This is a genomic window from Alteromonas sp. ABV4_150 (genome assembly GCF_056311745.1).
In genome coordinates this window covers 789,118-812,591 of the sequence record NZ_CM149971.1, presented here as the reverse complement: position 1 = coordinate 812,591, position 23,474 = coordinate 789,118, and the positions used below count along the sequence as shown (strand labels likewise).

The window sequence follows — 23,474 nt, the reverse complement described above, 5'->3', positions numbered from 1 at the left end:
CTATTCATTGCCCTCGTTGTCTTTCTTAGACGACGTTTTACGAATAGTGTCAGGAGTAAACACTGTTGTTACTCGACCTTCACCATTTTCACCGGCGCCACCTGTTGCAAGCAATTGTTCAGTAATCATATCGAACGTAATTTTATCCCCTTGTACTTTACTAGAATCTTGCTGTAGTTCAGCATTACCGGCCAGAGAAATAGTGCGATTAACCACCTCATAGCGAATTTCATTAGCTTTGGCTGATACCGGTGTACCGTCTTCTAGTGATTGAGAGTAGCTTGCTGGGTTCCCTCGGGCGATAAATATTTCTCGGCCGCTGCCATCAGTAGCAATAACTTCTACTTCATCCGCTTCAATGAGGAGTGAACCTTGAGTAATCAGCACGTCTTCCTTGTACAGGGCCGTCTTGTTTTTACCATCAATAAACTGGGTATTTGACCCTATTTTAATGGGCTGTGAAAAATCTTCTTCACTGGCTTGTACCGCACCGCTAGCGATGGCAAGTAGAAAGCTAGTTGCTAGGGGAATAAGTGGTTTGTACATGATCTAAAAGCTCGTATTCTTGTGTGCGTAAATTCGCGTTAAACCCATTGCTAAAAATAAGGTATTGCGTACCCAGTATCTCAACGGGTTGATCAGATGTCATTTGTTTCGTGTCTAAATTTATTTGGATGTATTCGGTGGATAAGCTTTTGACAAAATCATCGCTGGTTTTATTTTCAATAACAACGCTAGCTTCAAGCTGAATTAACTCATTGTTATACAGCGTTCCTTCCCGCGCAGTCACAACCCAAGGTGATGTAGCACTCTCTGTATAAAGAGTATATTTAGGCTGCTGGAATAACACGAAACCCAATTGGTCGTAGTGTTCCATAGACTCTGCAAAGACTTTGTGATTTAACTCACCGTCTTGGTTGTACAAGGTTGTAGTTAAGTTTTTTGCCTTATATGCAGGCTTAAGCGCATCATTTTGACTGCTACCTTGCGTCTCAGGCTGCTCTTCCATCCAAGTTGGGACATACATCAACAGCGCTAAGATAAATAGCGCCGATATGCTTAAACCCAAGCGATTGAAGCCAAATTGGCTCATACACTAGCTCCGAAAATGTCGTTTGCCACGCCCTTAGCTTGCAAGATGGTATCCGATATTTCTCGAACTGCGCCAAATCCACCCGGAAGTGTGGTGATCCAGTTCGCTTGCTTTGCAACAAAAGGGTGAGCATCGGCAACCGCAATTTTTACCGCTACGTGCTGATACATACCTGTATCGGGCATATCGTCTCCTACGGCGGCAACTTCGCTTGAGTTCAACCCTAGGCTTTTCATTAATTCGCCGAGGGCTTCAGCTTTGTTTTCTTCACCCTGAATAATGTGTGCTACGTTTAGCGCCTTCATTCTGTTTTCTACAATTGCTGAACGTCGTCCTGTTATCACGGCGACGTTAACACCATTACTTACCAAGGCTTTCACGCCATATCCGTCGCGGGTGTGAAAAGCTTTAAGTTCTTCACCGTCGTTGCCCAAGTAAATGCGACCGTCTGAAAATACGCCATCCACGTCACAAACCAGTAACTTAATATTTGCCAACTGCTCAAAAAGTGCCTGGTCTAAATCGGTGTATAGAGTTGTCGTCATTTAGAGTACTCCCGCTTTCAAAAGCATGTGCATGTTGAAGGCTCCGACAGGGGTGCGCTTTTCATCGGTAACCATTAATGCGCTTATCTTATGAGTTTCCATTATATTTAAGGCTTCTACAGCTAGCTGCTCTGCTGTGGTTGTTTTGCCGCCTTTGGTCATTACATCTTCTACTGTCGCACTATGCACATCTATACGGGCATCAAGTATTCGGCGTAAATCACCATCAGTAAACACGCCTGTTAACGAACCATCGGGTGCGATAACACCAGTCATGCCTAGGCCCTTTTTGGAAATTTCTAAAAGCGCTTCAGCGACAGATGCATGTAGATTCACCAACGGAATGTCGCTGCCGCTAAGCATAATATCACTCACTTTAAGCAGCAGTTTTCTGCCTAAGCTACCGCCAGGGTGTGATAGTGCAAAATCGTCTGAGGTAAAGCCTTTTTGGTCGAGCAGTGCTACCGCAAGGGCATCACCCATAACCAGTGTGGCTGTTGTACTTGATGTAGGCGCCAGACCCAATGAACACGCTTCTTTCTCTACACTAATATCTAACACTACATCTGCGTGTTGTCCTAGCGAGCTATCAGCACTATTGGTCATTGCTACCACTTTAATGCCTAAGCGCTTAACAACGGGCAGCAGGTTAACTAATTCATTGGTTTCACCAGAATTAGAAATGGCTAATAGCACATCTCCTTTACTCAGCATGCCTAAATCGCCGTGGTTAGCCTCACCGGGATGCATGAAAAAGGCCGGTGTCCCGGTACTCGCAAGGGTAGCGGCAATTTTATTGCCGATATGGCCAGATTTTCCCATACCGCTTACAACCACTTTGCCTTCGCATGAAAAAAGAATGTTACATGCGTTGATAAAGTGCTCGTTTAAGCGCTCTGCAAGATTGGCAATAGCCTGCGTTTCAATGTCGATAACACGCTTTGCCGATTCGATATAGTGCATCTGAGTTTGTGTATTCATGATTATCCGAACAGCCAGAATTGGTAGCCGATAAAGCAAGCTAGAAGTATAAATCCATTTGTTCTTGATATTGTACGCTTTCCAATTAAATCGAAACTGAACAAGAACAACAGCAAGGTTAAACCAAGCATAACGTACATATCTCGGTTATAAACGTCAGGGTCTAGCAGGCCTGGGGCAATTAACCCCGGCATACCGAGTACGGCTAGCAGGTTGAAAATGTTAGAGCCAATAATATTGCCGAGCGCTAGATCATCTTCACCTTTAAGCACACCAGCCACGCTAGCCGCTAATTCAGGAAGGCTTGTGCCAAACGCAATAATGGTCAACCCGATAACTAAGTCTGATATACCCATGTATCTGGCAATTTCTACTGCCGAATTGACAAGAAAGTGGGCACTTAATGGTAATACGATAAGGCCAACACCAATCCAGATAAGCGCTGAGGTGTTAGAAACGCCTTGAGGGATTTCATCTGCGGTCTCAGCAACTAGGGGGTCTTCTTTGTCTACTTGAAGTGATAACCAAGCCATCATTGCCAAAACAAAAATGAATAGGCCTAGTAAAATTATCCCTTCGTAAGATTTCAGTTCGCCATCGAACATAAAGCCAATAGCAATTAACGAGATAATGAGAAGCGCTGGAAGTTCACGTTTAAGCGTTGTTGACGAAACAAGCAAAGGTTTTACTAGAGCGGTTACACCCAACACCAGCGCAATGTTGGTTATATTTGAACCGAGTGCGTTACCCACGGCTGTATTCATATTGCCATTGGCAGAGGCAATAGCAGATACCACAATCTCAGGTGCCGATGAGCCCATAGCGACAATCGTAAGCCCGATCATCATAGGAGAGATGCCAATGTTTTTTGCTAGCGCTGAAGCGCCATAAACAAAACGGTCCGCACTCCAACTTAAGACAATCAGCCCAACCAGAAAAATGACAATGTTTAAAAGCACAACAACCTGTAATAGTTAGTATTTCGATAGATTGTCGCAAAAAGAGTGCCATTTGCCTATGCTCGCATTGCTTTATTTTCATAAAAAGAGACTGATTGCCGTTAATTTCCGCTTATCAAACCCGTTACAGCAGTTCGAAGGTATTCCTAGTAAGCGTTCAGTTTCAGTTAATAACTAGGGAAATAGGATGGGAACTGGAACTACATGTAAGAGTTAGCTAAGGCACAGACATCACTTCAGCGTGAGATAACAATCGTCTTAGCGTGGACAATTCGTCTTAATCGAACATAACTTGTAACTTTTTGACTTTGGCGAGTGTCTTGAAAAAGCGTACAATGGCTCCAAATAACACGGCCTAGAGGTTGTGTCTGCTGGACAAGCCAGCCTGTAAGCATAAAAAACTACACTGCAGAGTAAACTTTTTTGAATTTGTTGGCTCTTAAAAGTAAACTGTTCAGTAAACTTTATGGGTTATGTGTGCGAAGGCATAGAAATTGAATATGCATATCGCTCATATACTTTTAATATTTTCTAAGTAGATTGATAGCGGCGTTCAAAACCAACTCAATCCAGCGTCAGGGGTCGACATTTTAGTAACTATGGATCATTTAGTTGAAGTAGATAACCTAACCTTTAAGCGTGCTGATCGTATCATTTATGATGGGATTTCATTGAAGGTACCTAAGGGCAAAATTACTGCAGTAATGGGGCCAAGTGGAATAGGTAAAACCACGCTGCTGCGCCTTATTGGCGGGCAGTTAACACCAGACGAAGGCGACGTTAAATTCGACGGCGATTCAATTGTCTCTATGTCGAGAAAATCTCTCTACGAAACTCGTCGTAGAATGAGCATGCTTTTTCAAAGTGGGGCGCTATTTACCGATATGAGTGTGTTCGACAATGTGGCGTTTCCGCTTCGCGAACATACTGCTCTATCAGAAGACTTGATAGCAACTATTGTCGCTTTAAAGCTACAGGCAGTAGGTCTGCGAGGCGCTGCGCAATTAATGCCGAGCGAATTGTCTGGTGGAATGGCGCGCAGAGCCGCGCTAGCGAGGGCAATTGCATTAGATCCCGATCTAATTATGTACGATGAGCCTTTTGCCGGACAAGATCCCATTTCCATGGGGGTGCTGGTGAAGCTTATTCGAGAGCTCAATGATGCTCTTAGCCTAACCAGCATTGTGGTGACTCACGACGTAACGGAAGTGCTGACCATCGCTGATTATATTTACATTTTGGCGGATAAGCGTGTTATCGGCGAAGGTACAGCGCAGGAAATCAAAGAAAGCGATTCCGAATTGGTTCAGCAATTCTTAAAGGGTAAAGCAGATGGCCCAGTTCCATTTCATTACCCAGCGCCTGACTTGAAAACAAGTTTTTTGGGGGCAGATAAATGAAGTTCTTCCAATCTTTAGGCGCTAAAACTATAGGAAAAGTTACTGCGATTGGTCGCGCAGCGCTCATGCTGTTTGGCGCACTTATCGCTATTCCTCGAGTAAAGAACGTCCCACTGGTTATTCAACAACTTTATGTAGTTGGTGTTCAGTCGTTACTTATTATCATGGTTTCTGGCTTGTTTATCGGCATGGTAATGGCGCTGCAAGGCTATACCATTTTAGTCGATTACGGTGCAGAAGGTAGCTTAGGTCCTATGGTCGCGCTTTCACTATTGCGTGAACTTGGTCCTGTAGTCACCGCATTGCTTTTTGCTGGGCGTGCCGGGTCAGCGTTGACCGCTGAAATTGGCCTTATGAAAGCCACCGAACAGTTAAGTAGTTTAGAAATGATGGCGGTAGACCCACTAAGGCGCATAGTTGCTCCTCGTTTTTGGGCGGGAATGTTAGCCATGCCAATGCTAGCCATTATTTTTAGTGCCATTGGCATTTTAGGTGGTCATTTAGTCGGCGTAGACTGGTTAGGTGTTGATGCAGGCAGTTACTGGTCAATCATGCAGTCGACCGTTGATTGGAACCAAGATGTTATAAACGGCGTGATAAAAAGCCTCGTTTTTGCCTTGGTTGTGACGTGGATTGCCATATTTAAAGGTTATGATTCTATTCCAACATCGGAAGGGATCAGCAAAGCGACTACCGAGACGGTGGTCTATTCATCATTAGCAGTATTAGGGCTGGACTTCGTGCTTACCGCCCTTATGTTTGGTATCGAGTAGGGGATTGGAATGAGTAAGTATAAAACGGAAGTAATGGTTGGTGTGTTTGTCATGCTTACGATAGGTGCTTTGTTATTGTTGGCACTTAAAGTTGCAAACCAAACGGTCGCAACTGAAGGCGATACCTATACCCTATACGCGAAGTTCGACAACATTGGTGGGCTAAAGCCTCGCTCTGCTGTAAAAGTGGGTGGCGTAACCGTAGGCCGAGTATCATCTATTTCTCTAGATCAAGAAGATTTCACACCGGTAGTAGAGTTATCTATTTTAAATGAATACAACGGCTTTCCTGAAACAAGCTCTGTGTCTATTTTGACGTCAGGTTTATTAGGTGAGCAGTACGTGGGTTTCCAGCCAGGGTTTTCTTTTGATGGTGTTGCTAACCTGCAAGATGGTGACTACCTACAGGATACAAAGTCAGCTTTGGTGCTAGAAGATCTTATCGGTCAGTTCTTATTTAATCGCGGCAGCGACGAAGACTAATCGCAGTAGCGTAACCAAGCGTACATAACGTAATTGTTAATTAATTCCGGCGGCCTGATGAAACTAATTACGTCATTATCAGGTCTGCTTAAAAGAGTTTGAAGTTAGGAGAGTTATTTTGAAAAAGTTTTTCGTAGCAATTGGCATCTTTATGATGTCTGTAGCGGGTATAGCGAACGCGCAAGAAGTTAACGAACAAAACCCTTATGAGTTGGTTCAAGATGTGGCCAACCGCACGTTTGAGCGTATTAAAGCGAATCAAGAAGAGATTAAAAACGACCCTGAAATGCTGCGTGTTATCATGCAGGAAGAACTTGTCCCGCATATCGATTATAAATTCGCAGCCTTTATGGTACTAGGCAAGCACTTTAAATCTGTGCCACAGGAAAAAATGGGTGAGTACATCAGTGTTTTCCGTCAATATCTGGTAACCACATACGCAGTAGCAATGGGTTACTATGACAACCAAGAAGTTATCTTTGAGCCTGAGTCATCGTTTGACGACAAAAAATCAGTAACCGTACGCGCAGTGGTTCAAGACCCAAGCCGCCCTGAAATTAAAATTGCATTCAAAGTTCGCAAAGATAGCAAAACTAACGAATGGAAAGCTTACGATATGGTAGCGGAGGGGATCAGCATGCTGAACAGTAAGCGCAGTGAGTTTGAATCAATTCTTCGTCAAGACGGCATTGATGCAGTTATCGCGCTAATGCGCGACAAAATTGGCAAGCCGGTCGAGCTAAAGCAAGGCGAGCCAATTGAAATCAAAGGAGAGGCTGAGTGAGCCTATTCGAGGTAAATGACACGGGCAAAATAGTGGTTCACGGTCAATTGGACCGTGAGACGCTATCGAAAAACTTTTGGGAAAGCTTAAGCGGTAATCAACGTAGCACTTTAATAAGTAATAAAAGTTGCCAAGTCGATTTAGGCGACGTGGAGCGTGCAGACAGTGCAGGTTTAGCGTGGCTGATTAATGCTGTTAGGGATGCAAAGCAAAATGGTGTTAGCATGACCCTACATAAAATGCCTGAAAAGTTGCAAAAGCTCGCGAAAATTAGCGACGCGGATAGCTTTTTACCCGTAGAATAAACACCAGAAAGCGAATTAAGAAGTAAGTTATGGAATTGTCTGAAATTGAAAAAATCTTGAAAGATGCGTTAGACCTGCACGAAGTCCACGTAAAGGGCGAAGGCTCGCATTTTAATATTATTGCAGTAAGCGATGCATTTAATGAAATGAGTCGGGTGAAGCGTCAGCAAGCGGTATATGCACCTTTAGCTGATAAAATTGCAGACGGCAGCATGCATGCAATTACCATCAAGACGTTTTCAGTAAAAGACTGGGAGCGCGAGCGCCAGTTCAATATTCCTCAATAATAGGCGTCGCTCGTGGATAAACTCGTAATTAAAAAGAGCCCTGCGCTTAACGGTACAGTGCGTATATCAGGTGCCAAGAACGCGGCATTGCCGCTGCTGATGACAAGCCTACTTACCGATTCCCCTTGTCGTTATACTAATGTTCCTCGTCTTCGCGACATCAATACAACAACGGCGCTTTTGCGAGAGCTTGGTGTAGAAGTAGCGCTACCCGCTCCAAACGATATTGTTATTGATGCAAGTACACTTGAAAGTGTCACCGCGTCTTATGACTTAGTGCGTACTATGCGCGCTTCAATTTTGGTGTTAGGCCCATTGCTAGCAAAGCAGGGTAAAGCGAACGTGTCTCTGCCTGGTGGTTGTGCCATCGGTGCTCGTCCAGTAAACCTTCATTTAACGGGCCTTGAAAAAATGGGCGCAAAAATTGAAGTAGACGAAGGCTATATTCGTGCTGAAGTTGATGGTCGTCTTAAAGGTGCTCGTATCTTTATGGATATGGTAAGTGTAGGTGCAACGGAAAATCTATTAATGGCTGCGGCACTGGCAGACGGCACGACCATCTTAGAAAATGCAGCACGTGAACCTGAAATTGTTGATTTGGCGAATTGTCTTATCCAGATGGGCGCAAAAATCACTGGCGCGGGAAGCGATAAAATAACTATTGAAGGTGTAGAAACTTTAAATGGCTGTGATTATGCCGTACTGCCAGATCGCATAGAAACCGGTACTTTCTTGGTAGCGGCTGCGGTAACAGGCGGTAAAATTCGCTGTACCCATGCGGCACCTGACACGTTAGACGCTGTGCTAGATAAGCTTGAGCAAGCTGGCGCGAAAATTTCCGTAGGCGATGACTGGATTGAGCTAGATATGGAAGGGCGTAAACCGCAGGCTGTTCGCGTTAAAACCGCGCCACACCCAGCATTTCCTACTGATATGCAGGCTCAGTTTGTTACCCTAAATTGCGTTGCCGAAGGTACAGGCGTAATTACCGAAACGATTTTTGAAAATCGCTTTATGCATGTGCCAGAGTTACAACGCATGGGCGCAGAAATCGCACTTGAAGCTAACTCAGCTGTGTCTAAGGGCAGTTCAAGCTTGAAAGGGGCGCCGGTAATGGCTACTGACCTTCGCGCTTCAGCAAGTTTGGTTATCGCTGGGCTAATCGCAGAAGGTGAGACTCACGTAAATCGTATTTACCACTTAGACCGTGGTTATGAATCGATAGAAGAGAAATTAGGTGGCTTAGGTGCCATCATCGAGCGAGTCAAAGAGTAACTTTTAAACCGTTCACAAGAAGAAGCGCCGAATTTGTCAATGTGGCGCTTTTTTTATGTACAAAATTCTACTTACCTAATTTCATCGCAGATACTTTCACGACAGTAATAGAAGCTTAAACGTTAACTGTCGTTAAGTGCTAATAAGGTTATTGCCCCGCTCGGAGTTCTCCGACAGTAGCTGTTAGCGTAATTGACTGCCCATCGCGACTAAGTTCAATTTCAAGCTCAGTGCCAGGATCTGTTTCAGCAATCATATCGAGCGTTTTGGACGCACTTTCCAAACGCACACCATCAATGGCCACTATTATGTCACCCGGGCGAATACCCGCAGTGTCGGCAGGACTGCCTTTGGCTACAGCCTGCACATCAATACCTGGGCGGTTGCGGTTCTCTCCGCCTACAAAGCCAAGTTGGCCGCGTACAACTCGTCCATTACTTATAATTTCATCCATAACGCGCTTAGCAAGTTCATAGGGGACTGCAAAGTTAATTCCGTCTACATTGCGAGCGCGATTATTAGAATCTAGAACTTGGAAATTGGCATTGGTGATCCCCAGTAAAATACCATTGCTATCAACTAAAGCGCCACCAGAGTTTCCTTGGTTTAATACTGCATCGGTTTGAATGAAATCCACATAGTTCGACAGGCCATTGCGACCCGCTCTACTCACAATGCCCTGGGTGATGGTCTGACCCAAGTCAAAAGGGTTACCAATCGCCATAACAACATCGCCAACATGGGTATCGGGTTCTGAAACCTGAGGAATAATGTGTAGATTATCAGCAGTTACTTTTAAAACAGCAAGGTCGGTGAGTGGGTCGGTACCTACAATCTGTGCTTCTAAAATACGTCCGTCTTGTACTGCTACGTAAATGCTATCGGCATTGGCTACAACGTGATGGCAGGTAAGTAGGTAGCCGTTCTCTGTCATGATAACACCAGAGCCCAAGCTGGTGCGCCCACGAGATTGATTTCGAAATAGACCTGAGCCGTTTTCGATACTAACACTGTAAATGTTTACGACAGCAGGCGCAGAGCGACTTAGCGCTGCAAAATAGCTTTCGCGACTAGCGCTAACAGAAGGTTCATTAAAAAAGCCTTGAGCGAGCCCCTTACCTTGCCGAAGCTCTGGCAAAAAAATCAGCAGCAAACTCGCAACGGCGACGCCTAGAATTATAGATTGTAGTAAGAAGTTAAATATTGAGCGGCCAGTCACAAGTCACACTTATCGTTGTCTGTCGCACTTACTCCATACGCACCGCTATTGAGGTACTACTTCACAAATTAAAAGCGCAACAATCTGAAATTATCGTTATTAATATAAAGGATATCACTTTATTTACTAAACTACCGTAGTGAAAAGCAAATTTTGTGTAACCCGATACGTCAGAAAATTGTGTTAGAAGCATAGTATTGTAGACAGCGCCAAGTTAATAATTTAGCTCAATAAAAAACGGCGCTTTCAAAGCGCCGTTTAACATATTTTCCTGCTTGGAAATTTTTAGAGCTGAGCTCTACTGCCTAATAACCAAATAAAGGGTCGAGTTACCGCGTTTTACATTTAGTGCGATAACGCCTTTGGCTTCGTCTAGCGCGTTTCTAAATTCGGCAACCGTCGATGTACGTACTCGGTTAACACCAATGATCACATCTTCTGACTGCAGGCCAATGCGCGCCGCAGGTGCACCACGTTCAATTTCAGATACGACTACACCCGCATTGCCAGCATCGTCGGTACCATTTGACAGTGTGGCACCTTCTAGAGCTGGATGAATCTGAGCCGCGGTTACCGTGGTATCAGTAGCATCGTCTAACACCACGTCTACGTTCATTTTCTTACCCTTGCGCATAACGGTTAGCTCAACTTCAGCGCCAGCACCCATACTCGCAATTTTTGCACGTAGTTCTTGGAAGCTGTGAAGTTTTCGACCGTTAATCGCAGTAATAATATCACCTGCTTGAAGACCGCCTTTGTCTGCAGCAGAGTCAGGCTGTACTTCGCTAACGAAGGCACCAATATTTACTTCGGCATTCATAGCTTCGGCAAGACCAGCATCAATATCGCTACCTAGAATCCCCAGGAGACCACGACGCACTTCGCCGTATTCCGCTATTTGATCAACAAGGCTTTTCATCATGTTGGCAGGGATAGCAAAACCAATACCTACGTTGCCACCGTTAGGGCCGAAAATAGCGGTATTGATACCAACCAACTCACCATGAAGGTTAACCAAAGCGCCACCTGAGTTACCGCGGTTAATTGCTGCGTCAGTTTGAATGAAGTCTTCGTAACCACCAATGTTTAAACCTGAACGGCCTAAAGCACTGACAATACCTGAGGTAACCGTTTGAGAAAGGCCGAATGGGTTACCAATAGCTACTACAAAGTCACCAACGCGTAAAACGTCAGAATCCGCCAGTGGCAATGCTTTTAAATCATCTGGTTCTATCTTAAGTAAAGCGATATCACTTTGCTCATCAGAGCCCAGCTTTTTCGCTTTGAACTCGCGTCCGTCTGTTAATTTGACGGTGATTTCGTCCGCGTTATCAACAACGTGATTGTTGGTAACGACATAACCTTTATCGGCATCTATGATGACACCGGAGCCAAGACCTCGGAAAGGGCGCTCTTGAACTTGCTCTTGCGGCGCACCGAAGAAGTAGCGAAACATTTCAGGCACGCGCTGTGTTGAGGTTTGGGTGCCCTCGACCGCAATGCTAACTACCGCAGGGGTAAGCTTCTTCAAGCATAGGGGCTAACGAGGGAACCTCATCTTTTGTATCAGAAAAAAATGGTAACGCCGCCTGTGTGCTAGCAGTAAAGCCCAATGAACTTACAACAACGGCAGATGCCAATAGACAATGGCGAAAAGACATTTTCATGTTCGCTTACACTCCTTCATGTTATATGCGACATAGCATGGTTTCAGTAAAGAGTCTGACGTTGGAATAAAGTTCCCGATGTTACTGTTTTTCTGCGTTATTCTGCTCAGAACCACCGACGAACAGCCCAGAACCTGAGTTAGCGAAGTCTCTTGGCTGTGTGTCAGAAACACGCTTAACTCTCGATTTGTCAGACCCTTTCAAGTTGTTACGTAAATATGTTGTTGCTTGTTCCCCGTAAAAGGGAACTTTGCTGTCATCATCGCCGCCTTGTTCAAGCAGCATTTCATACTCTTCAATTTGTTGCTTAAGCGTATCGCACTGACTTTCAATGCTTTCTAAGCTTTGACGAGTTTGATGAATGTGGTGCTGCGCTTGTTGTGCGAGGATCTCTTTAACTTGCTTTTCAGTTTGTGCAGTATTGCCTGCGCCTTGCTTTTGTTGAAAAAAGCGACCTGAAAAAAAGCCAATAATTAAACCAACAACTAACAAAGCAAGAGATACTAACAATTCCATTCTATTCTCCGAATCAATCAACATCGTGCAGCCGACCTTAACTTGTACGATCTAAAAGCTGCTTTCGACCATATGCTGAATATAGCAAGGTCAAACCCGAAAAGCGCATACATAGTTTCATTTATTCAGTGTATGTCGAATTTCAATGTGAGATTCTACCGTGATTTCCATTAAAATTAAGGTCATAATTGAGAAATTCAAGCAGGTCGGTGCAGCGTGCGCCGCTATTGACTTTTGTACGGAGTGGTTTCGGCGATGACGCCATGGGAAAAATATCAGCTAGATCTTCAGTCGCCTGATTTTCATTATGACGCGGCACAAGAAAATGCAGTAAAAGAACTTCAGCGTTTGTACGATGAACTGACCGAGCCCAAAAAGAAAATGACGTGGCGGGTTAAGTTAAAAGCAGCGTTTGGTAAAGGACATGCCAAGCCGGGTATTCAAGGCATTTACTTTTATGGCGGGGTAGGGCGAGGTAAAACCTATTTAGTAGATACTTTCTACGATTGCTTGCCTTTTGAAAAGAAAATGCGTGTGCATTTTCACCGCTTCATGTATCGCGTGCACGACGAACTTAAGCAACTTAAAAGCGCACAAGACCCTTTGAAGTTGGTGGCGGCAAAGCTGGCAGAAGAAGCACGAGTTATCTGTTTTGACGAGTTTTTCGTATCTGATATTACTGATGCCATGATTTTAGGCACGTTAATGGAAGAGTTATTTGGTCACGGTATTGTGCTGGTGGCTACCTCTAACATAGTACCTGACGATTTGTATAAAAACGGATTGCAGCGTGCACGATTCTTACCAGCCATCGACTTACTAAATCAGAATACCCGCGTGGTGAATGTTGATAGCGGTATCGATTATCGTTTGAGAACCTTAGAGCAAGCCGAAATTTATCACCATCCGCTTGATGATGCAGCCACCGAGAACTTGTTTAGCTACTTTTCTCAGCTAGCACCAGAAGAAGGCTCTGAAGGAGAAGATATCGAAGTGAACAACCGTAAAATACCTACACTTCGAAACGCAGACGGTGTATTGATGATAGATTTTAAAGCTTTGTGTGGCGGGCCCCGTAGCCAGAGCGATTACATTGAGTTAAGCCGCTGTTATCACTCAGTGCTTTTAGCCAATGTTATGGAAATGGGCCAGCATAACGACGATGTGGCGCGCCGTTTTATTGCGATGGTGGACGAATTTTACGAGCGAAATGTGAAACTGATTATATCGGCAGAAGTGGCGCTAGAAAGTCTCTACACAGAAGGGCTACTTAACTTCGAGTTCAGACGCTGCCTTAGCCGCTTAAAGGAAATGCAGTCACACGACTACCTAGCAACCGAACATCTACCGTAAGCCAAAGTGTGTGGGGTCAGAGTATATTTACGCCAATATAAGAACGGGTAAGTACTTCGCTTGCACCCTTTCCGAGGGGATTCACATTGGTATTAGAGGAAAATTAAGGTAGAATTTCGCACAATTTTTCTGTGTCGCTAAGTCAGCGTTTAGTTTGGGAAAGATTGCACTCAGCAATTTTTGCAATGCTTCGTTTCGCATTATTTCCAGATAAGACAAAGCGGCACAGCCTGAAAAAGGTTCAGGCAAATAGTACCCCGATAAAACCCAACGCAGCATTTCTAATTGCGAGAAAGAGAATTTTAAGATGGGAAGAGCATTCGAAGTTCGTAAAGCCGCCATGGCAAAAACTGCCGGCGCAAAAACAAAGGTTTATTCTAAGTACGGTAAAGAAATTTACGTGTGCGCAAAAAATGGTGGTGCCGACCCAGACACTAACCTTTCACTTCGTCGTTTAATGGAAAAGGCGAAGAAAGACCAAGTACCAAGCCACGTTATTGAAAAAGCCATTGATAAAGCCGCTGGTGGTGCTGGTGAAGATTTTCAGCCTATGCGTTACGAAGGTTTTGGCCCGGGCAACTGCATGGTTATTGTTGACTGCTTATCTGACAATGCCAACCGCACCATTACCGAAGTACGCAACTGCTTTACTAAAACTAACGCAAAACTTGGTGCACAGGGTGCGGTATCGCACATGTTCGACCACCAAGCGGTATTCCAGTTTGAAGGCGACGACGAAGACGCCATCTTAGAAGTGCTAATGGAAGCAGACGTAGACGTAACTGATGTTGAAGTTGAAGACGGTAAAGTGACGGTTTATGCGCCGCATACTGAATTCTATCAGGTGAAAACAGCGCTAACTGAAGCTTATCCAGATATTACGTTTATTGCCGATGAGATGAGCTGGATGCCTCAGACTGAAACTGAGATCAGTGAAGAAGATATGCCTATGTTTGAAAAATTCATGGACATGCTTAACGACTGTGACGACGTTCAAGACGTTTACCACAATGCAATTACGCCGAGCAGTTGATTTGTGGAAATAAAGTTACTGAAGTGCTTTGTTACGGTAGCTGATGAGCTGCATTTTGGCCGTGCAGCCCATCAATTAGATATATTGCCATCAGCTTTGGGGCGCAATATCCGATTGCTTGAAGAAGCGTTGGGATGTCGTTTGTTTGCTCGTACTACCCGAAATGTTATTTTGACACGAAGTGGTATTAAATTATTGAATGAAATCAGGCCCGTTATCGAGCAATTTGATGATGCGTTAAATGAAGTGCGTAAAACTGCAGAAATAGAGGATAAGGTTTTTCGGGTAGGGGCTATAGACAGTGCCGCTACAGGATTGCTTCCTCAATTGGTACATGATTTTCATGAACAAGTTACAGATATTGAACTTATTTTGGAGGAAGATAAAACGGCTAAGTTATTGCCTAAGTTGTTATCTGGGGCTTTGGATATAGCCTTCGTTCGGCCTCCCATGCAAGCAAAGGAAGGTATTCATTTTGAATTCTTAATGAAAGAGCCAACGGTTGTTGCTGTTCACGCAGATTCTGAACTAGCGAAAAAGTCACAGTTAACCGTTTATGATTTGGCTGATGTACCATTAATTGTCCCTTCTCCAAGAAATCGTCCACACAGCTATAACCTGACAAATAACCTTTTTTTACAAGCAGGGTTAGTACCAAATTATGCTCAACAGGCAGAGCAAAAACATACAATCGTTAATTTGGTTGGGGCTAAAGTTGGGGTGGCAATTATTCCCTACTGGACGTCAAGGCTGAATGTTAAGAATGTGGTTTTCAGGCCTTTAGTTGATCACGACAAGCAACAGGTTACAGAATTACCTTTGGCTGCAGCCTGGCTTAATGGAACCGTAGATAAATATAGAGATGAATTGGTGCACTTGGTCAGAACTAATCTGACTACTTACGCGCAATAAGCGATTTCGTCTCAAATCTATTTGCCTCTTGGACATTATAGAAGTTCCTTTCATCAGACGTTTTTAATTCTGTCAATGCGCTGTGTAGCTAAGTTGACTGGGCGGCAATCTTATCGCGCTCATTATATTAAAAAATTGTATAAATTATCTTCACGCCTTTTAAATACAAATTCATCATACACTGTTTGTCACTTAACAAAAAAAACAACAACAAACTAGAATTTAAAGGTAGAGGTGTAGTGAAAAACAACAAATTAATTTTACATGTACCGCAGTCTGGGTATCCGTTTCAAGACGAGTTGCGAGTTTAAAATAATGAAAATAAAAACAATCTCCATTGTATCTTTGTTAGTCGCTGTTTTGCTTACCGAGGGGGCGTCTGCTGATGCAAATCAACAGTCCAAAATAGCAAGTACTTTTAAGGTTGAGCGTAATGTCGTTTATGGTATGTTCAGTGGATTGGCGCTACTCATGGATGTTTATTATCCAAGTGAGTCTAATGGAAGAGCCATTATTTTTGTTTCGGGCAGTGGTTGGACTCGAGAACTAAGCTTAGACGCTCAAATGCTAACAGCAACAGGTCAAGAAGATATCTATGCGGCACCGCTTGCTGAGGCTGGTTACACGGTATTTAACGTCAATCACAGAGCAGCCCCTCGTTTCCGCTATCCAGCTCCAATTGAAGACCTACAGCGAGCGGTAAAATTTATTCGTTATCATGCAGATATATATGGTATTGACCCGGATCGTATCGGCGGAATGGGCGGTTCATCTGGTGGCCACTTAGTTGGCATGCTGGCAACGTTGGATGGTGAAGGGGAGCAAACCGACCCGAGTGAAATCAATCGCCAAAGTTCAAAAATTCAAGCAGCAGTAACTCGTGCTGCGCCTTTTGATCTCAGAGAAAACCCCACCGCGCCACTTTTTGGCTATCGCAGTATAGCGGCAAAGCCTGGTACGCTAGAGAAGCATTTGATGAATATAGCGTCCCCCATTGTTCACATCTCAGCCGATGATCCGCCCATACTTATGATTCATGGTGACGCTGATAACGTTGTACCTATCGAAAACTCAATAAAGATGCAAGCAGAACTAAATAAAGCCGGAATTCCAAACAACTTGATCACGGTGAAAGGCGGAGGCCACGGACCTCGATATGAGTACAATGCTATAGAAAATGGCGAGCCAGTAAGAAAGATTCCAGAAAATGCACCTGACTATATCGGAGCTATGATTGATTGGTTCGATAAGTACTTATTAGACAAACAAATATAGTGGTGCCATACGGTGAGTTTAAAAACCAAGCTCATCCAGGGTGTTTGGTTGCAGTCGTCCAAACAGAGGCCTCGTAGCCATGCGCTGACGGCAATTTTGTTCTTGTGTGCAGAACCAGCGCCAAAAAGAGTTTAGTAAGCCGAAGGCAAGCACACCATCATCAACTTAGTTACTACAGGTATTGGTATAACGTAGGGGATTTACCGCCTACTCTTTTGAGTTGATTTATCCGGCCCAACAGTGATTGCTGAGCTCCAACGTCGTGGCGAACCGACCGGCATAACCACAAATCGAATTACCTTTTAAATCGTCCTATGCCATTGACCCAATCAGTGCTCGTTAAACGTTGTCACTGCTCACATCGCCAATTGATAAACGCGAATAATCACAGCTCTAGGCTGTTTTATGGAGGTTATAGTGCTGACAAAAAAGGATTTATTAAGCCAATCATATTTACCTTGAGGGGCGTGAAAAACAGGGCGTGTTAACGCATACCTGTTGCCGTTTAATCCATGTACTAAGCCTAGGTTATTGACCACGATAGTTTGCCCATCTTCAGTCTTTAGGGCGTAAATAGCTTCAATATTTTTGACCTTGTCCAGTCTATCCACTTGCCAGTCGGCACCTCCGGGAATCACAGTTCCTTTGATTCCATGTTTACCGCTAAATGTACCGCCAGTAATAGGAACAATATAACGGTGGCCGTCGTCTGAAATGCCCACGTCTATTTTGCTGCCAAGGGTGACGACAATTTCTAATACGGGGGTAGTTTCAACGAAAGGGGCTTTTGATGGGTGTTCTAAAGGGTCGATTTCTGCGTGGGCAACAGAGATTGTTAGGCCTATGCCTAACAACAAAAAAATGAGTTTGTTCATTAATTACATCCCAAAAATAATAAGGGATACTTAGGTATCCCTTATTGTTTAGCAAACCTTTTTAGTACGCTTTAAAGGCAGCTCGTTAGACATTAGAACTTAGCTTTAAAGCCTATGTGATAGTGACGACCGATGATGTCATATATGCCGCGGTTGGTTTGTGAAAACACACCGTCATCTGTGGAGCCACCTATTTGCGGAGGTTTTTTATCAGTGAGGTTGTTAACACCTACGAATACGCTTATATCTTCATTGATGTCATAGTTTGTCTTCAAATCAATGTAGCTGTATGAGGGGGAACCTTCCACAGTGCTGCTGTCATTGGTAGCCTTGCTGCGATCATCCATTGAGCTGATGTAGCGCCATGTGGCCATGAAATCAAATGCATTCCATTTATATGACACGGTATTTAACATCTTCAACTCTGGGCTGGCAGTCGTTGTACTAACAGTACCCTTATACTCAACAAATGCTTCATCTTTAAATGCTAATACTTCATAAGAGTCTAAGATATTCACCGCAGAGTTAAAGGTGAAATCACCCAATTTGACGTTGGTCATGATATCGAAACCAGAGGTTTTAATACCACCTAAGTTTAAGATAGGTTGATTAACAGGGTCTAGGTCGAAACCATTGGGGCGTGATATTTGCTGACAGGCAATGTAATCGTTGTCGTATGTTGGGTTCGAGGTTTCATCTAAATTAAAACACTTAATGAAGACATCTGCCGCAGCCAACACTTCGATGGCATCCTCTATCTCGATATTGTAGTAATCTGCAGAAAGTCTTACGTCCGCCTCACCAACTTGGAAATCAAATACAGCACCCAATGTAAAGGTATCTGCCTGCTCCGGTTTCAAGTCAAGATTACCCGTGGTAATGGTTGGCGCTGACGAACCCGCTTGACGATAACCTGGATCAGCGCCCTGTTCTGCACATAGTGCCGCTTCAGCTTCCGGGTTGACTCGTGGTCCGCGATAACCTGCGCTACACACATCGTCAAACGGATTAACGCGCAATAGATCTGGGCTAAAGAACTCTTGAATGTTTGGTGCCCTAAACGCGTGTTGGTAGCTACCGCGAACTAAGACATGTTCGTTAAAACTCGCGTCAAATTCTGCTTTGTAAGTAAGATCTGTACCTGTCTGGTTAAAATTAGATACCCTTGCACCTAACGTGATATTAAGTGATTGAGATTCGGAAGGATTTGACATTAGTGGCAGGAAAACTTCGCCACCGACTTCTTTAGCTTTGATACTACCAGTCGTATATTGTGAACTTGACAAGTTTGCCAGTTGGCCCGCAGCAATGTCTGCGTCAGGGTTATATTCAAAATCATTATTACGGTAATGCGCTGTTAATGCATAGCGTGCTTCACCGGCAGGCAAATCCATTAGCGCACCTTCCATGATACCCTCGATGACCAACTGTTTTAGTTTGGTTTCATTGAGCGGAGTTCGGGAAATATAGTTAAGGCAATCGTCAGACAGTGGTGTCGTGCCGCCAAATGGGTTGTAACCACCAGAACATAAGGGCGTAGCACCTGTTGCAGGGTCAGTTGTATCTATGATCTCTTGCAGAGCGACAAAATTTACTGCGCCCGAATGGGTTAAATCGTCAGTGTTTGTTTCGCCGTAGGATATGTGTACATCCCAAGTCATGTCACTGCTGTAAGACTCGCCTTTCAAGCCAGCTAGAACCTGGAATACGGTATTGTCGGTTTCGTATCTACGCGGGCCTGCCTGAATAAGTCTGGTTTGGAATGTAGATATCCCGTTGCCGTTCAGCGCAGCTGCTAAATCAGGAACTTGATAAATGTAATAGTTGTCAGCTGGGATAGTAACACCCCATACACCAGCAGAGTTAGGCTGAGCACCCACGTTTGCTGCGGTGGATGACGCGTAAAGGCCTTGAGCATAACCAGTTAATTCATTTTCAAACTCGTATTCAGTTTTAGCGAAAAGGTTGGTTTGCTCTAACGGTACTTGTAACAAGCTGTCGTATTGACCATGAGTTCTAATACCGCCGTTATCGTCGATTAGCAGCGGCAGCTCCACAGGGTCGCCAAATACATTGTTAGGGTCGTTATTAAACGGTGTACCACGGTCTGTCAGAAATACTGTACCGCTATCATCCACTGACAGCCACGACCGACCGACTCTAGAGCGACCGTATACTGTAAAACTACTGGCTTGTGGGTTTATGTTAAAGAAATCGCGTTCAAAGTAACCAACGGCGCCGCGATCTAAGTATTCTGCAGTGATTAAAAAGACTCCCTGGCCATCGGCATAATCAGAACCATAAGCGATGCCGAATTTACTCGATGAATCGCCATCGTCATCAAGCATCGAATGCTGTGCCGTGACTTCAAAACCCTCTAAATCAGTACGAGTTAAAAAATTAACCACGCCTGAAAGTGCGTCAGAACCATAGGTAGCAGACGCACCGCCACTGATAGTTTCAACGCCTCTGATTGCCAAAGAGGGGATGGTGTTAATGTCAATCGCACCATCAATACCGGAGGATACTAAGCGACGACCATCCATGATTACAAGGTTACGCTTACTGCCTAAATTTCTGAGGTTAAGGGTTGCACGCCCTGCAGTTCCGCCATTTGTGTCATTGCTGTAGTCACCAGTACCGGGAGCAAACTGGGGGAGGTCTTTTATGTAATCGTCCATAGCCACACGCCCAGAATCAGAAATTTCTGCGGCACTGGTCGTTACAAGCGGACTCGGTGAAGTATAGTCCTTGCGTTTAATACGTGACCCTGTAACCGCGATCTTTTCGATGTCTTCTTCTGCTTGTGGGGCGTTGGCAGTTTCTTGCTGAGCATATGTTGATGTTGTACAAAGTAATGCACCCAATATTGTCGCTATTTTTGTTCTAGGATACGCGGCATTCATATTTTTATCTCCTCAGGTATATAACATTCTGCTTCTTACTGTCGTTCCACTGACGATTTAATAACGCAGTTTTAACCTGTTAATCCCCAAAAGGAAGCACATCTTTTAAAGTTAACAGGCGGTGTTAAATTGTTGTTAATGTCTGAAGGTTGATATTAATAAGTTGTTATTGGTTTAGAATGGCAGATAGTGACGAAAAAATTGACTAATAGTGACAATAATAAAATTATGCAAAGAAAATAGTTCCAGTCCCCCTGAGTAAATTAAATCCAAACACCTTGATTTATACGGGATAGGCTCCCATCAGACGCCTATCAAGTGAATGTTATGTGCCTTATAAATTTAATTATACAAAAAGTTTATATAATAAAATCGTGTTGCTCTGGCCGTAGCCTAGGAGTAGTTTGCTACAGCATCTATTCTCTAGAAGCGATCCTATGAAAAATAAAAGCGATATCGAAGCCTCCACGATGCGCAAAGTTACTTGGCGTATTGTTCCTTTTATTATGCTGCTCTATTTTGTTGCTTATTTGGATCGCGTCAATGTTGGTTTCGCAGCGATCACAATGAATGAGGATATTGGTTTGTCGCAAGCGGCGTTTGGCTTGGGTGCCGGTATTTTCTTTATAGGCTATTTCTTGTTCGAGGTGCCATCTAATCTTATTTTACATCGCGTTGGAGCAAGAATGTGGATAGCCAGAATCATGCTGACGTGGGGGCTTATTTCGGGTGCTATGGCATTTGTAGAGGAGCCTGTGACCTTTTATATCCTGCGTTTTTTATTGGGGGCTGCAGAAGCGGGTTTCTTCCCTGGTATCATTCTTTATTTGAGCTATTGGTTTCCAAAACGCTACCGGGCAGGGATCACTGCCATGTTTATGGCAGCTGTACCGATTTCTATTGCTTTGGGGTCTCCGTTATCTGGCTGGTTACTATCATTTGACGGCATGGGCGGTTTGCACGGCTGGCAATGGTTGTTTCTCATAGAAGCGGCACCTGCAGTCATTTTAGCAGGTGCAGTCTTGGTCCTTTTGACTGACCGCCCTGAAAAAGCGAATTGGTTGTCGCCTGAACAAAAGCAGTGGTTGTCGACTCGAATGAAACAAGAGGAAGCGCCAGCTTCAGATGATCATGGCTTTGGTGGTGTCATTAAAGCCTTGTTTAATCCACTTATTCTTGTTTTAGCACTTGTCTATTTTGGTACATCCGCTGGTTTGTACACGCTAGGTATTTGGGCACCACAGATCATTGCTCAATTTGATTTATCTGTTACACAAGTTGGGCTAGTGAATGCTATTCCGCCAGTATTTGCGGTGTTGGCTATGGTGTTATGGGCAAGGCATTCAGATAAAACTGCAGAGCGTCATATGCACGTCTTCTTGGCGTGTTTAGCAGCAGCAGTGGGTTTGTTCTATGCAGCGTATGCAGAGTCACTGATTGCTGTCGTGATAGCGTTGATATTGGTTAATGCCGGTGTCAGTTCCGCAAAACCACCCCTTTGGGCGATTCCAACTCAATATTTATCGGGTCGCAGTGCAGCCGCAGGTATTGCTGCCATAAATTCCATAGGCAACCTAGGCGGCTTTTTCGGCCCAACACTAATTGGTTATATCAAAACCACTACTGGTGATTACAAGTGGGGACTTATCGGCGTTAGCATCAGTCTGACGTTCTCAGCGGTACTGGTGGTCGTGCTGAGCAAAATGTCTTCCAACAAATTCACATCTTCTGAAACTCTCACAGCGAAATAAACAAGAGGAATATATGAAATCATATTCTATCGCAACAATTCCAGCCGATGGCATCGGCATCGAGGTAATTAATGAAACCGTTGACGTGCTCAAAGCGTTGCAACAAAAGCACTCTAACGTGGAATTTACCTTTGAGTATTTCGACTGGGGTTCTGATTACTACAAAAAAAACGGCATCATGATGCCTGAAGATGGTTTGGACAAATTAAAGCCTCACGATGCTATTTTGTTTGGCGCAGTGGGTGCACCGGATGTACCTGATCACATTACGTTGTGGGGATTGCGCTTAAATATCTGTCAAAACTTTGATCAATACGCCAATGTTAGACCAACTAGAGTTCTACCGGGTATTCAGTCGCCGCTGAGAGAGTGTGAATCTGGTTCCCTAGACTGGGTTATTGTGCGTGAAAATTCTGAAGGTGAATACTCTGGTCAAGGCGGTCGTTCGCACCGCGGATTGCCGGAAGAAGTTGCGACAGAAGTTTCGATTTTTACCAGAGTGGGCGTAACTCGTATTATGCGTTACGCATTCAGCCTGGCACAGTCTCGTGAAAGAAAGCATCTAACCGTAGTGACCAAGTCAAATGCGCAAAAACACGGTATGGTGATGTGGGACGAGATTGCTGCTGAAGTGGCCAAAGAGTTTCCTGAAGTGAGCTGGGACAAGATGCTGGTAGATGCAATGACGGTAAGAATGACATTACAACCAGAGTCACTAGACACCATAGTTGCATCAAACTTACACGCTGATATTTTATCGGATCTAGCGGGTGCGTTGGCGGGTAGTCTTGGCGTTGCACCAACTGCCAATATTGATCCGGAACGTCGTTTTCCATCGATGTTTGAACCGATTCATGGATCAGCATTTGATATTACCGGCAAAGGTGTTGCCAACCCAGTAGCGAGTTTTTGGAGTGCTGCTCAAATGTTAAATCATTTGGGTGAACACGAGATGGAACAAGACCTTATGGCGGCTATTGAACACGCTACCGGCAGCGGCATCTTAACTCCAGATGTTGGCGGAAACGCCATGACAAAGGACGTTACTAAGACCGTCATAACCCATATCTTGAACCGTTAAC

22 protein-coding genes and 1 pseudogene are annotated in these 23,474 nt (G+C 44.3%); 13 read left to right on the top strand and 10 right to left on the bottom strand.

Going from position 1 to position 23,474, the window contains the following annotated elements:
* From lptA to ACYX4M_RS03470, 5 genes are read right to left on the bottom strand one after another with little or no spacing between them, the layout of a single operon-like run.
* Positions 1-546 carry a lipopolysaccharide transport periplasmic protein LptA gene (gene lptA / locus ACYX4M_RS03490; RefSeq protein ID WP_334058942.1) on the bottom strand — a complete coding sequence of 182 codons (546 nt, stop codon included), beginning with the start codon at positions 544-546 and terminating at the stop codon, positions 1-3.
* Positions 515-1,093 carry an LPS export ABC transporter periplasmic protein LptC gene (gene lptC / locus ACYX4M_RS03485; RefSeq protein WP_476081913.1) on the bottom strand — a complete coding sequence of 193 codons (579 nt, stop codon included), beginning with the start codon at positions 1,091-1,093 and terminating at the stop codon, positions 515-517. The genes lptA and lptC overlap by 32 nt, the downstream gene beginning before the upstream one ends.
* A complete protein-coding gene (gene kdsC, locus ACYX4M_RS03480) occupies positions 1,090-1,638 on the bottom strand; it encodes a 3-deoxy-manno-octulosonate-8-phosphatase KdsC (protein ID WP_476081912.1) in 549 nt (182 codons plus the stop codon). Before kdsC ends, lptC begins: the two co-directional genes overlap by 4 nt.
* A complete protein-coding gene (locus ACYX4M_RS03475) occupies positions 1,639-2,619 on the bottom strand; it encodes a KpsF/GutQ family sugar-phosphate isomerase (RefSeq protein ID WP_476081911.1) in 981 nt (326 codons plus the stop codon).
* Between the two features lie 2 nt (positions 2,620-2,621).
* Positions 2,622-3,578 carry a calcium/sodium antiporter gene (locus ACYX4M_RS03470; RefSeq protein WP_474873097.1) on the bottom strand — a complete coding sequence of 319 codons (957 nt, stop codon included), beginning with the start codon at positions 3,576-3,578 and terminating at the stop codon, positions 2,622-2,624.
* Positions 3,579-4,177: 599 nt separating this feature from the next.
* Here ACYX4M_RS03470 and mlaF point away from each other — a divergent pair.
* The 7 genes from mlaF (at position 4,178) to murA (ending at position 8,885) form a co-directional block, all read left to right on the top strand.
* Positions 4,178-4,978 (top strand): phospholipid ABC transporter ATP-binding protein MlaF, encoded by an 801-nt coding sequence (mlaF, locus tag ACYX4M_RS03465; RefSeq protein ID WP_476081910.1) that lies wholly within the window; start codon positions 4,178-4,180, stop codon positions 4,976-4,978.
* Positions 4,975-5,751 (top strand): lipid asymmetry maintenance ABC transporter permease subunit MlaE, encoded by a 777-nt coding sequence (gene mlaE, locus ACYX4M_RS03460; protein ID WP_476081909.1) that lies wholly within the window; start codon positions 4,975-4,977, stop codon positions 5,749-5,751. Before mlaF ends, mlaE begins: the two co-directional genes overlap by 4 nt.
* Before the next feature lie 9 nt (positions 5,752-5,760).
* Positions 5,761-6,234 (top strand): outer membrane lipid asymmetry maintenance protein MlaD, encoded by a 474-nt coding sequence (mlaD, locus tag ACYX4M_RS03455; protein ID WP_012517348.1) that lies wholly within the window; start codon positions 5,761-5,763, stop codon positions 6,232-6,234.
* A gap of 118 nt (positions 6,235-6,352) precedes the next feature.
* Positions 6,353-7,018: an MlaC/ttg2D family ABC transporter substrate-binding protein gene (locus ACYX4M_RS03450; RefSeq protein ID WP_476081908.1), complete on the top strand. Its 666-nt coding sequence runs from the start codon at positions 6,353-6,355 to the stop codon at positions 7,016-7,018.
* Positions 7,015-7,323 (top strand): STAS domain-containing protein, encoded by a 309-nt coding sequence (locus tag ACYX4M_RS03445; RefSeq protein ID WP_476081907.1) that lies wholly within the window; start codon positions 7,015-7,017, stop codon positions 7,321-7,323. Before ACYX4M_RS03450 ends, ACYX4M_RS03445 begins: the two co-directional genes overlap by 4 nt.
* A 29-nt stretch (positions 7,324-7,352) precedes the next feature.
* Positions 7,353-7,610 (top strand): BolA family protein, encoded by a 258-nt coding sequence (locus tag ACYX4M_RS03440; protein ID WP_012517351.1) that lies wholly within the window; start codon positions 7,353-7,355, stop codon positions 7,608-7,610.
* A 12-nt stretch (positions 7,611-7,622) separates the two neighbouring features.
* The gene (murA, locus tag ACYX4M_RS03435; protein WP_476081906.1) at positions 7,623-8,885 is read left to right on the top strand and encodes a UDP-N-acetylglucosamine 1-carboxyvinyltransferase; all 1,263 of its coding nucleotides are present in this window, start codon (positions 7,623-7,625) and stop codon (positions 8,883-8,885) included.
* A gap of 148 nt (positions 8,886-9,033) precedes the next feature.
* Here murA and ACYX4M_RS03430 read toward each other — a convergent pair whose 3' ends face one another.
* The 3 genes and pseudogenes from ACYX4M_RS03430 to ACYX4M_RS03420 form a co-directional block, all read right to left on the bottom strand.
* A complete protein-coding gene (locus tag ACYX4M_RS03430; protein ID WP_476081905.1) occupies positions 9,034-10,104 on the bottom strand; it encodes a trypsin-like peptidase domain-containing protein in 1,071 nt (356 codons plus the stop codon).
* A gap of 298 nt (positions 10,105-10,402) precedes the next feature.
* Positions 10,403-11,765, bottom strand: a pseudogene (locus ACYX4M_RS03425) (DegQ family serine endoprotease).
* An 87-nt stretch (positions 11,766-11,852) separates the two neighbouring features.
* Positions 11,853-12,287 carry a ZapG family protein gene (locus tag ACYX4M_RS03420; RefSeq protein ID WP_334058922.1) on the bottom strand — a complete coding sequence of 145 codons (435 nt, stop codon included), beginning with the start codon at positions 12,285-12,287 and terminating at the stop codon, positions 11,853-11,855.
* A gap of 255 nt (positions 12,288-12,542) precedes the next feature.
* On the opposite strand from ACYX4M_RS03420, the gene zapE reads away from it, so the two are divergent.
* The 4 genes from zapE (at position 12,543) to ACYX4M_RS03400 (ending at position 16,860) form a co-directional block, all read left to right on the top strand.
* A complete protein-coding gene (zapE, locus tag ACYX4M_RS03415; RefSeq protein ID WP_476081904.1) occupies positions 12,543-13,640 on the top strand; it encodes a cell division protein ZapE in 1,098 nt (365 codons plus the stop codon).
* A gap of 307 nt (positions 13,641-13,947) precedes the next feature.
* Positions 13,948-14,673 carry a YebC/PmpR family DNA-binding transcriptional regulator gene (locus tag ACYX4M_RS03410; RefSeq protein WP_476081903.1) on the top strand — a complete coding sequence of 242 codons (726 nt, stop codon included), beginning with the start codon at positions 13,948-13,950 and terminating at the stop codon, positions 14,671-14,673.
* A gap of 3 nt (positions 14,674-14,676) precedes the next feature.
* Complete coding sequence (locus ACYX4M_RS03405) at positions 14,677-15,585, top strand: LysR family transcriptional regulator (protein ID WP_476081902.1); 909 nt, start codon at positions 14,677-14,679, stop codon at positions 15,583-15,585.
* A 315-nt stretch (positions 15,586-15,900) separates the two neighbouring features.
* Positions 15,901-16,860, top strand: a complete 960-nt coding sequence (locus ACYX4M_RS03400) for a prolyl oligopeptidase family serine peptidase (RefSeq protein ID WP_476081901.1) — start codon at positions 15,901-15,903, stop codon at positions 16,858-16,860.
* Between the two features lie 356 nt (positions 16,861-17,216).
* Here the strand turns inward: ACYX4M_RS03400 and ACYX4M_RS03395 are convergent, their stop codons facing one another.
* Positions 17,217-17,735 (bottom strand): DUF3237 domain-containing protein, encoded by a 519-nt coding sequence (locus ACYX4M_RS03395; RefSeq protein WP_476081900.1) that lies wholly within the window; start codon positions 17,733-17,735, stop codon positions 17,217-17,219.
* Positions 17,736-17,827: 92 nt separating this feature from the next.
* Positions 17,828-20,641 carry a TonB-dependent receptor plug domain-containing protein gene (locus ACYX4M_RS03390; protein WP_476081899.1) on the bottom strand — a complete coding sequence of 938 codons (2,814 nt, stop codon included), beginning with the start codon at positions 20,639-20,641 and terminating at the stop codon, positions 17,828-17,830.
* Between the two features lie 437 nt (positions 20,642-21,078).
* Between ACYX4M_RS03390 and ACYX4M_RS03385 the strand changes: the two genes are divergently transcribed.
* Both ACYX4M_RS03385 and ACYX4M_RS03380 read left to right on the top strand, forming a co-directional pair.
* Positions 21,079-22,392 carry an MFS transporter gene (locus ACYX4M_RS03385; protein ID WP_476081898.1) on the top strand — a complete coding sequence of 438 codons (1,314 nt, stop codon included), beginning with the start codon at positions 21,079-21,081 and terminating at the stop codon, positions 22,390-22,392.
* A 13-nt stretch (positions 22,393-22,405) separates the two neighbouring features.
* Positions 22,406-23,473: a tartrate dehydrogenase gene (locus tag ACYX4M_RS03380; protein ID WP_476081897.1), complete on the top strand. Its 1,068-nt coding sequence runs from the start codon at positions 22,406-22,408 to the stop codon at positions 23,471-23,473.
* Position 23,474: the final 1 nt, after the last annotated feature.

Coding starts and splice junctions, on each gene's coding strand:
- lptA (WP_334058942.1), bottom strand. CDS start 546: ATGTACAAACCACTTATTCCCCTAGCAACTAGCTTTCTACTTGCCATC.
- lptC (WP_476081913.1), bottom strand. CDS start 1,093: ATGAGCCAATTTGGCTTCAATCGCTTGGGTTTAAGCATATCGGCGCTA.
- kdsC (WP_476081912.1), bottom strand. CDS start 1,638: ATGACGACAACTCTATACACCGATTTAGACCAGGCACTTTTTGAGCAG.
- ACYX4M_RS03475 (WP_476081911.1), bottom strand. CDS start 2,619: ATGAATACACAAACTCAGATGCACTATATCGAATCGGCAAAGCGTGTT.
- mlaF (WP_476081910.1), top strand. CDS start 4,178: ATGGATCATTTAGTTGAAGTAGATAACCTAACCTTTAAGCGTGCTGAT.
- mlaE (WP_476081909.1), top strand. CDS start 4,975: ATGAAGTTCTTCCAATCTTTAGGCGCTAAAACTATAGGAAAAGTTACT.
- mlaD (WP_012517348.1), top strand. CDS start 5,761: ATGAGTAAGTATAAAACGGAAGTAATGGTTGGTGTGTTTGTCATGCTT.
- ACYX4M_RS03440 (WP_012517351.1), top strand. CDS start 7,353: ATGGAATTGTCTGAAATTGAAAAAATCTTGAAAGATGCGTTAGACCTG.
- ACYX4M_RS03420 (WP_334058922.1), bottom strand. CDS start 12,287: ATGGAATTGTTAGTATCTCTTGCTTTGTTAGTTGTTGGTTTAATTATT.
- zapE (WP_476081904.1), top strand. CDS start 12,543: ATGACGCCATGGGAAAAATATCAGCTAGATCTTCAGTCGCCTGATTTT.
- ACYX4M_RS03410 (WP_476081903.1), top strand. CDS start 13,948: ATGGGAAGAGCATTCGAAGTTCGTAAAGCCGCCATGGCAAAAACTGCC.
- ACYX4M_RS03400 (WP_476081901.1), top strand. CDS start 15,901: ATGAAAATAAAAACAATCTCCATTGTATCTTTGTTAGTCGCTGTTTTG.
- ACYX4M_RS03395 (WP_476081900.1), bottom strand. CDS start 17,735: ATGAACAAACTCATTTTTTTGTTGTTAGGCATAGGCCTAACAATCTCT.
- ACYX4M_RS03390 (WP_476081899.1), bottom strand. CDS start 20,641: ATGAATGCCGCGTATCCTAGAACAAAAATAGCGACAATATTGGGTGCA.
- ACYX4M_RS03385 (WP_476081898.1), top strand. CDS start 21,079: ATGAAAAATAAAAGCGATATCGAAGCCTCCACGATGCGCAAAGTTACT.
- ACYX4M_RS03380 (WP_476081897.1), top strand. CDS start 22,406: ATGAAATCATATTCTATCGCAACAATTCCAGCCGATGGCATCGGCATC.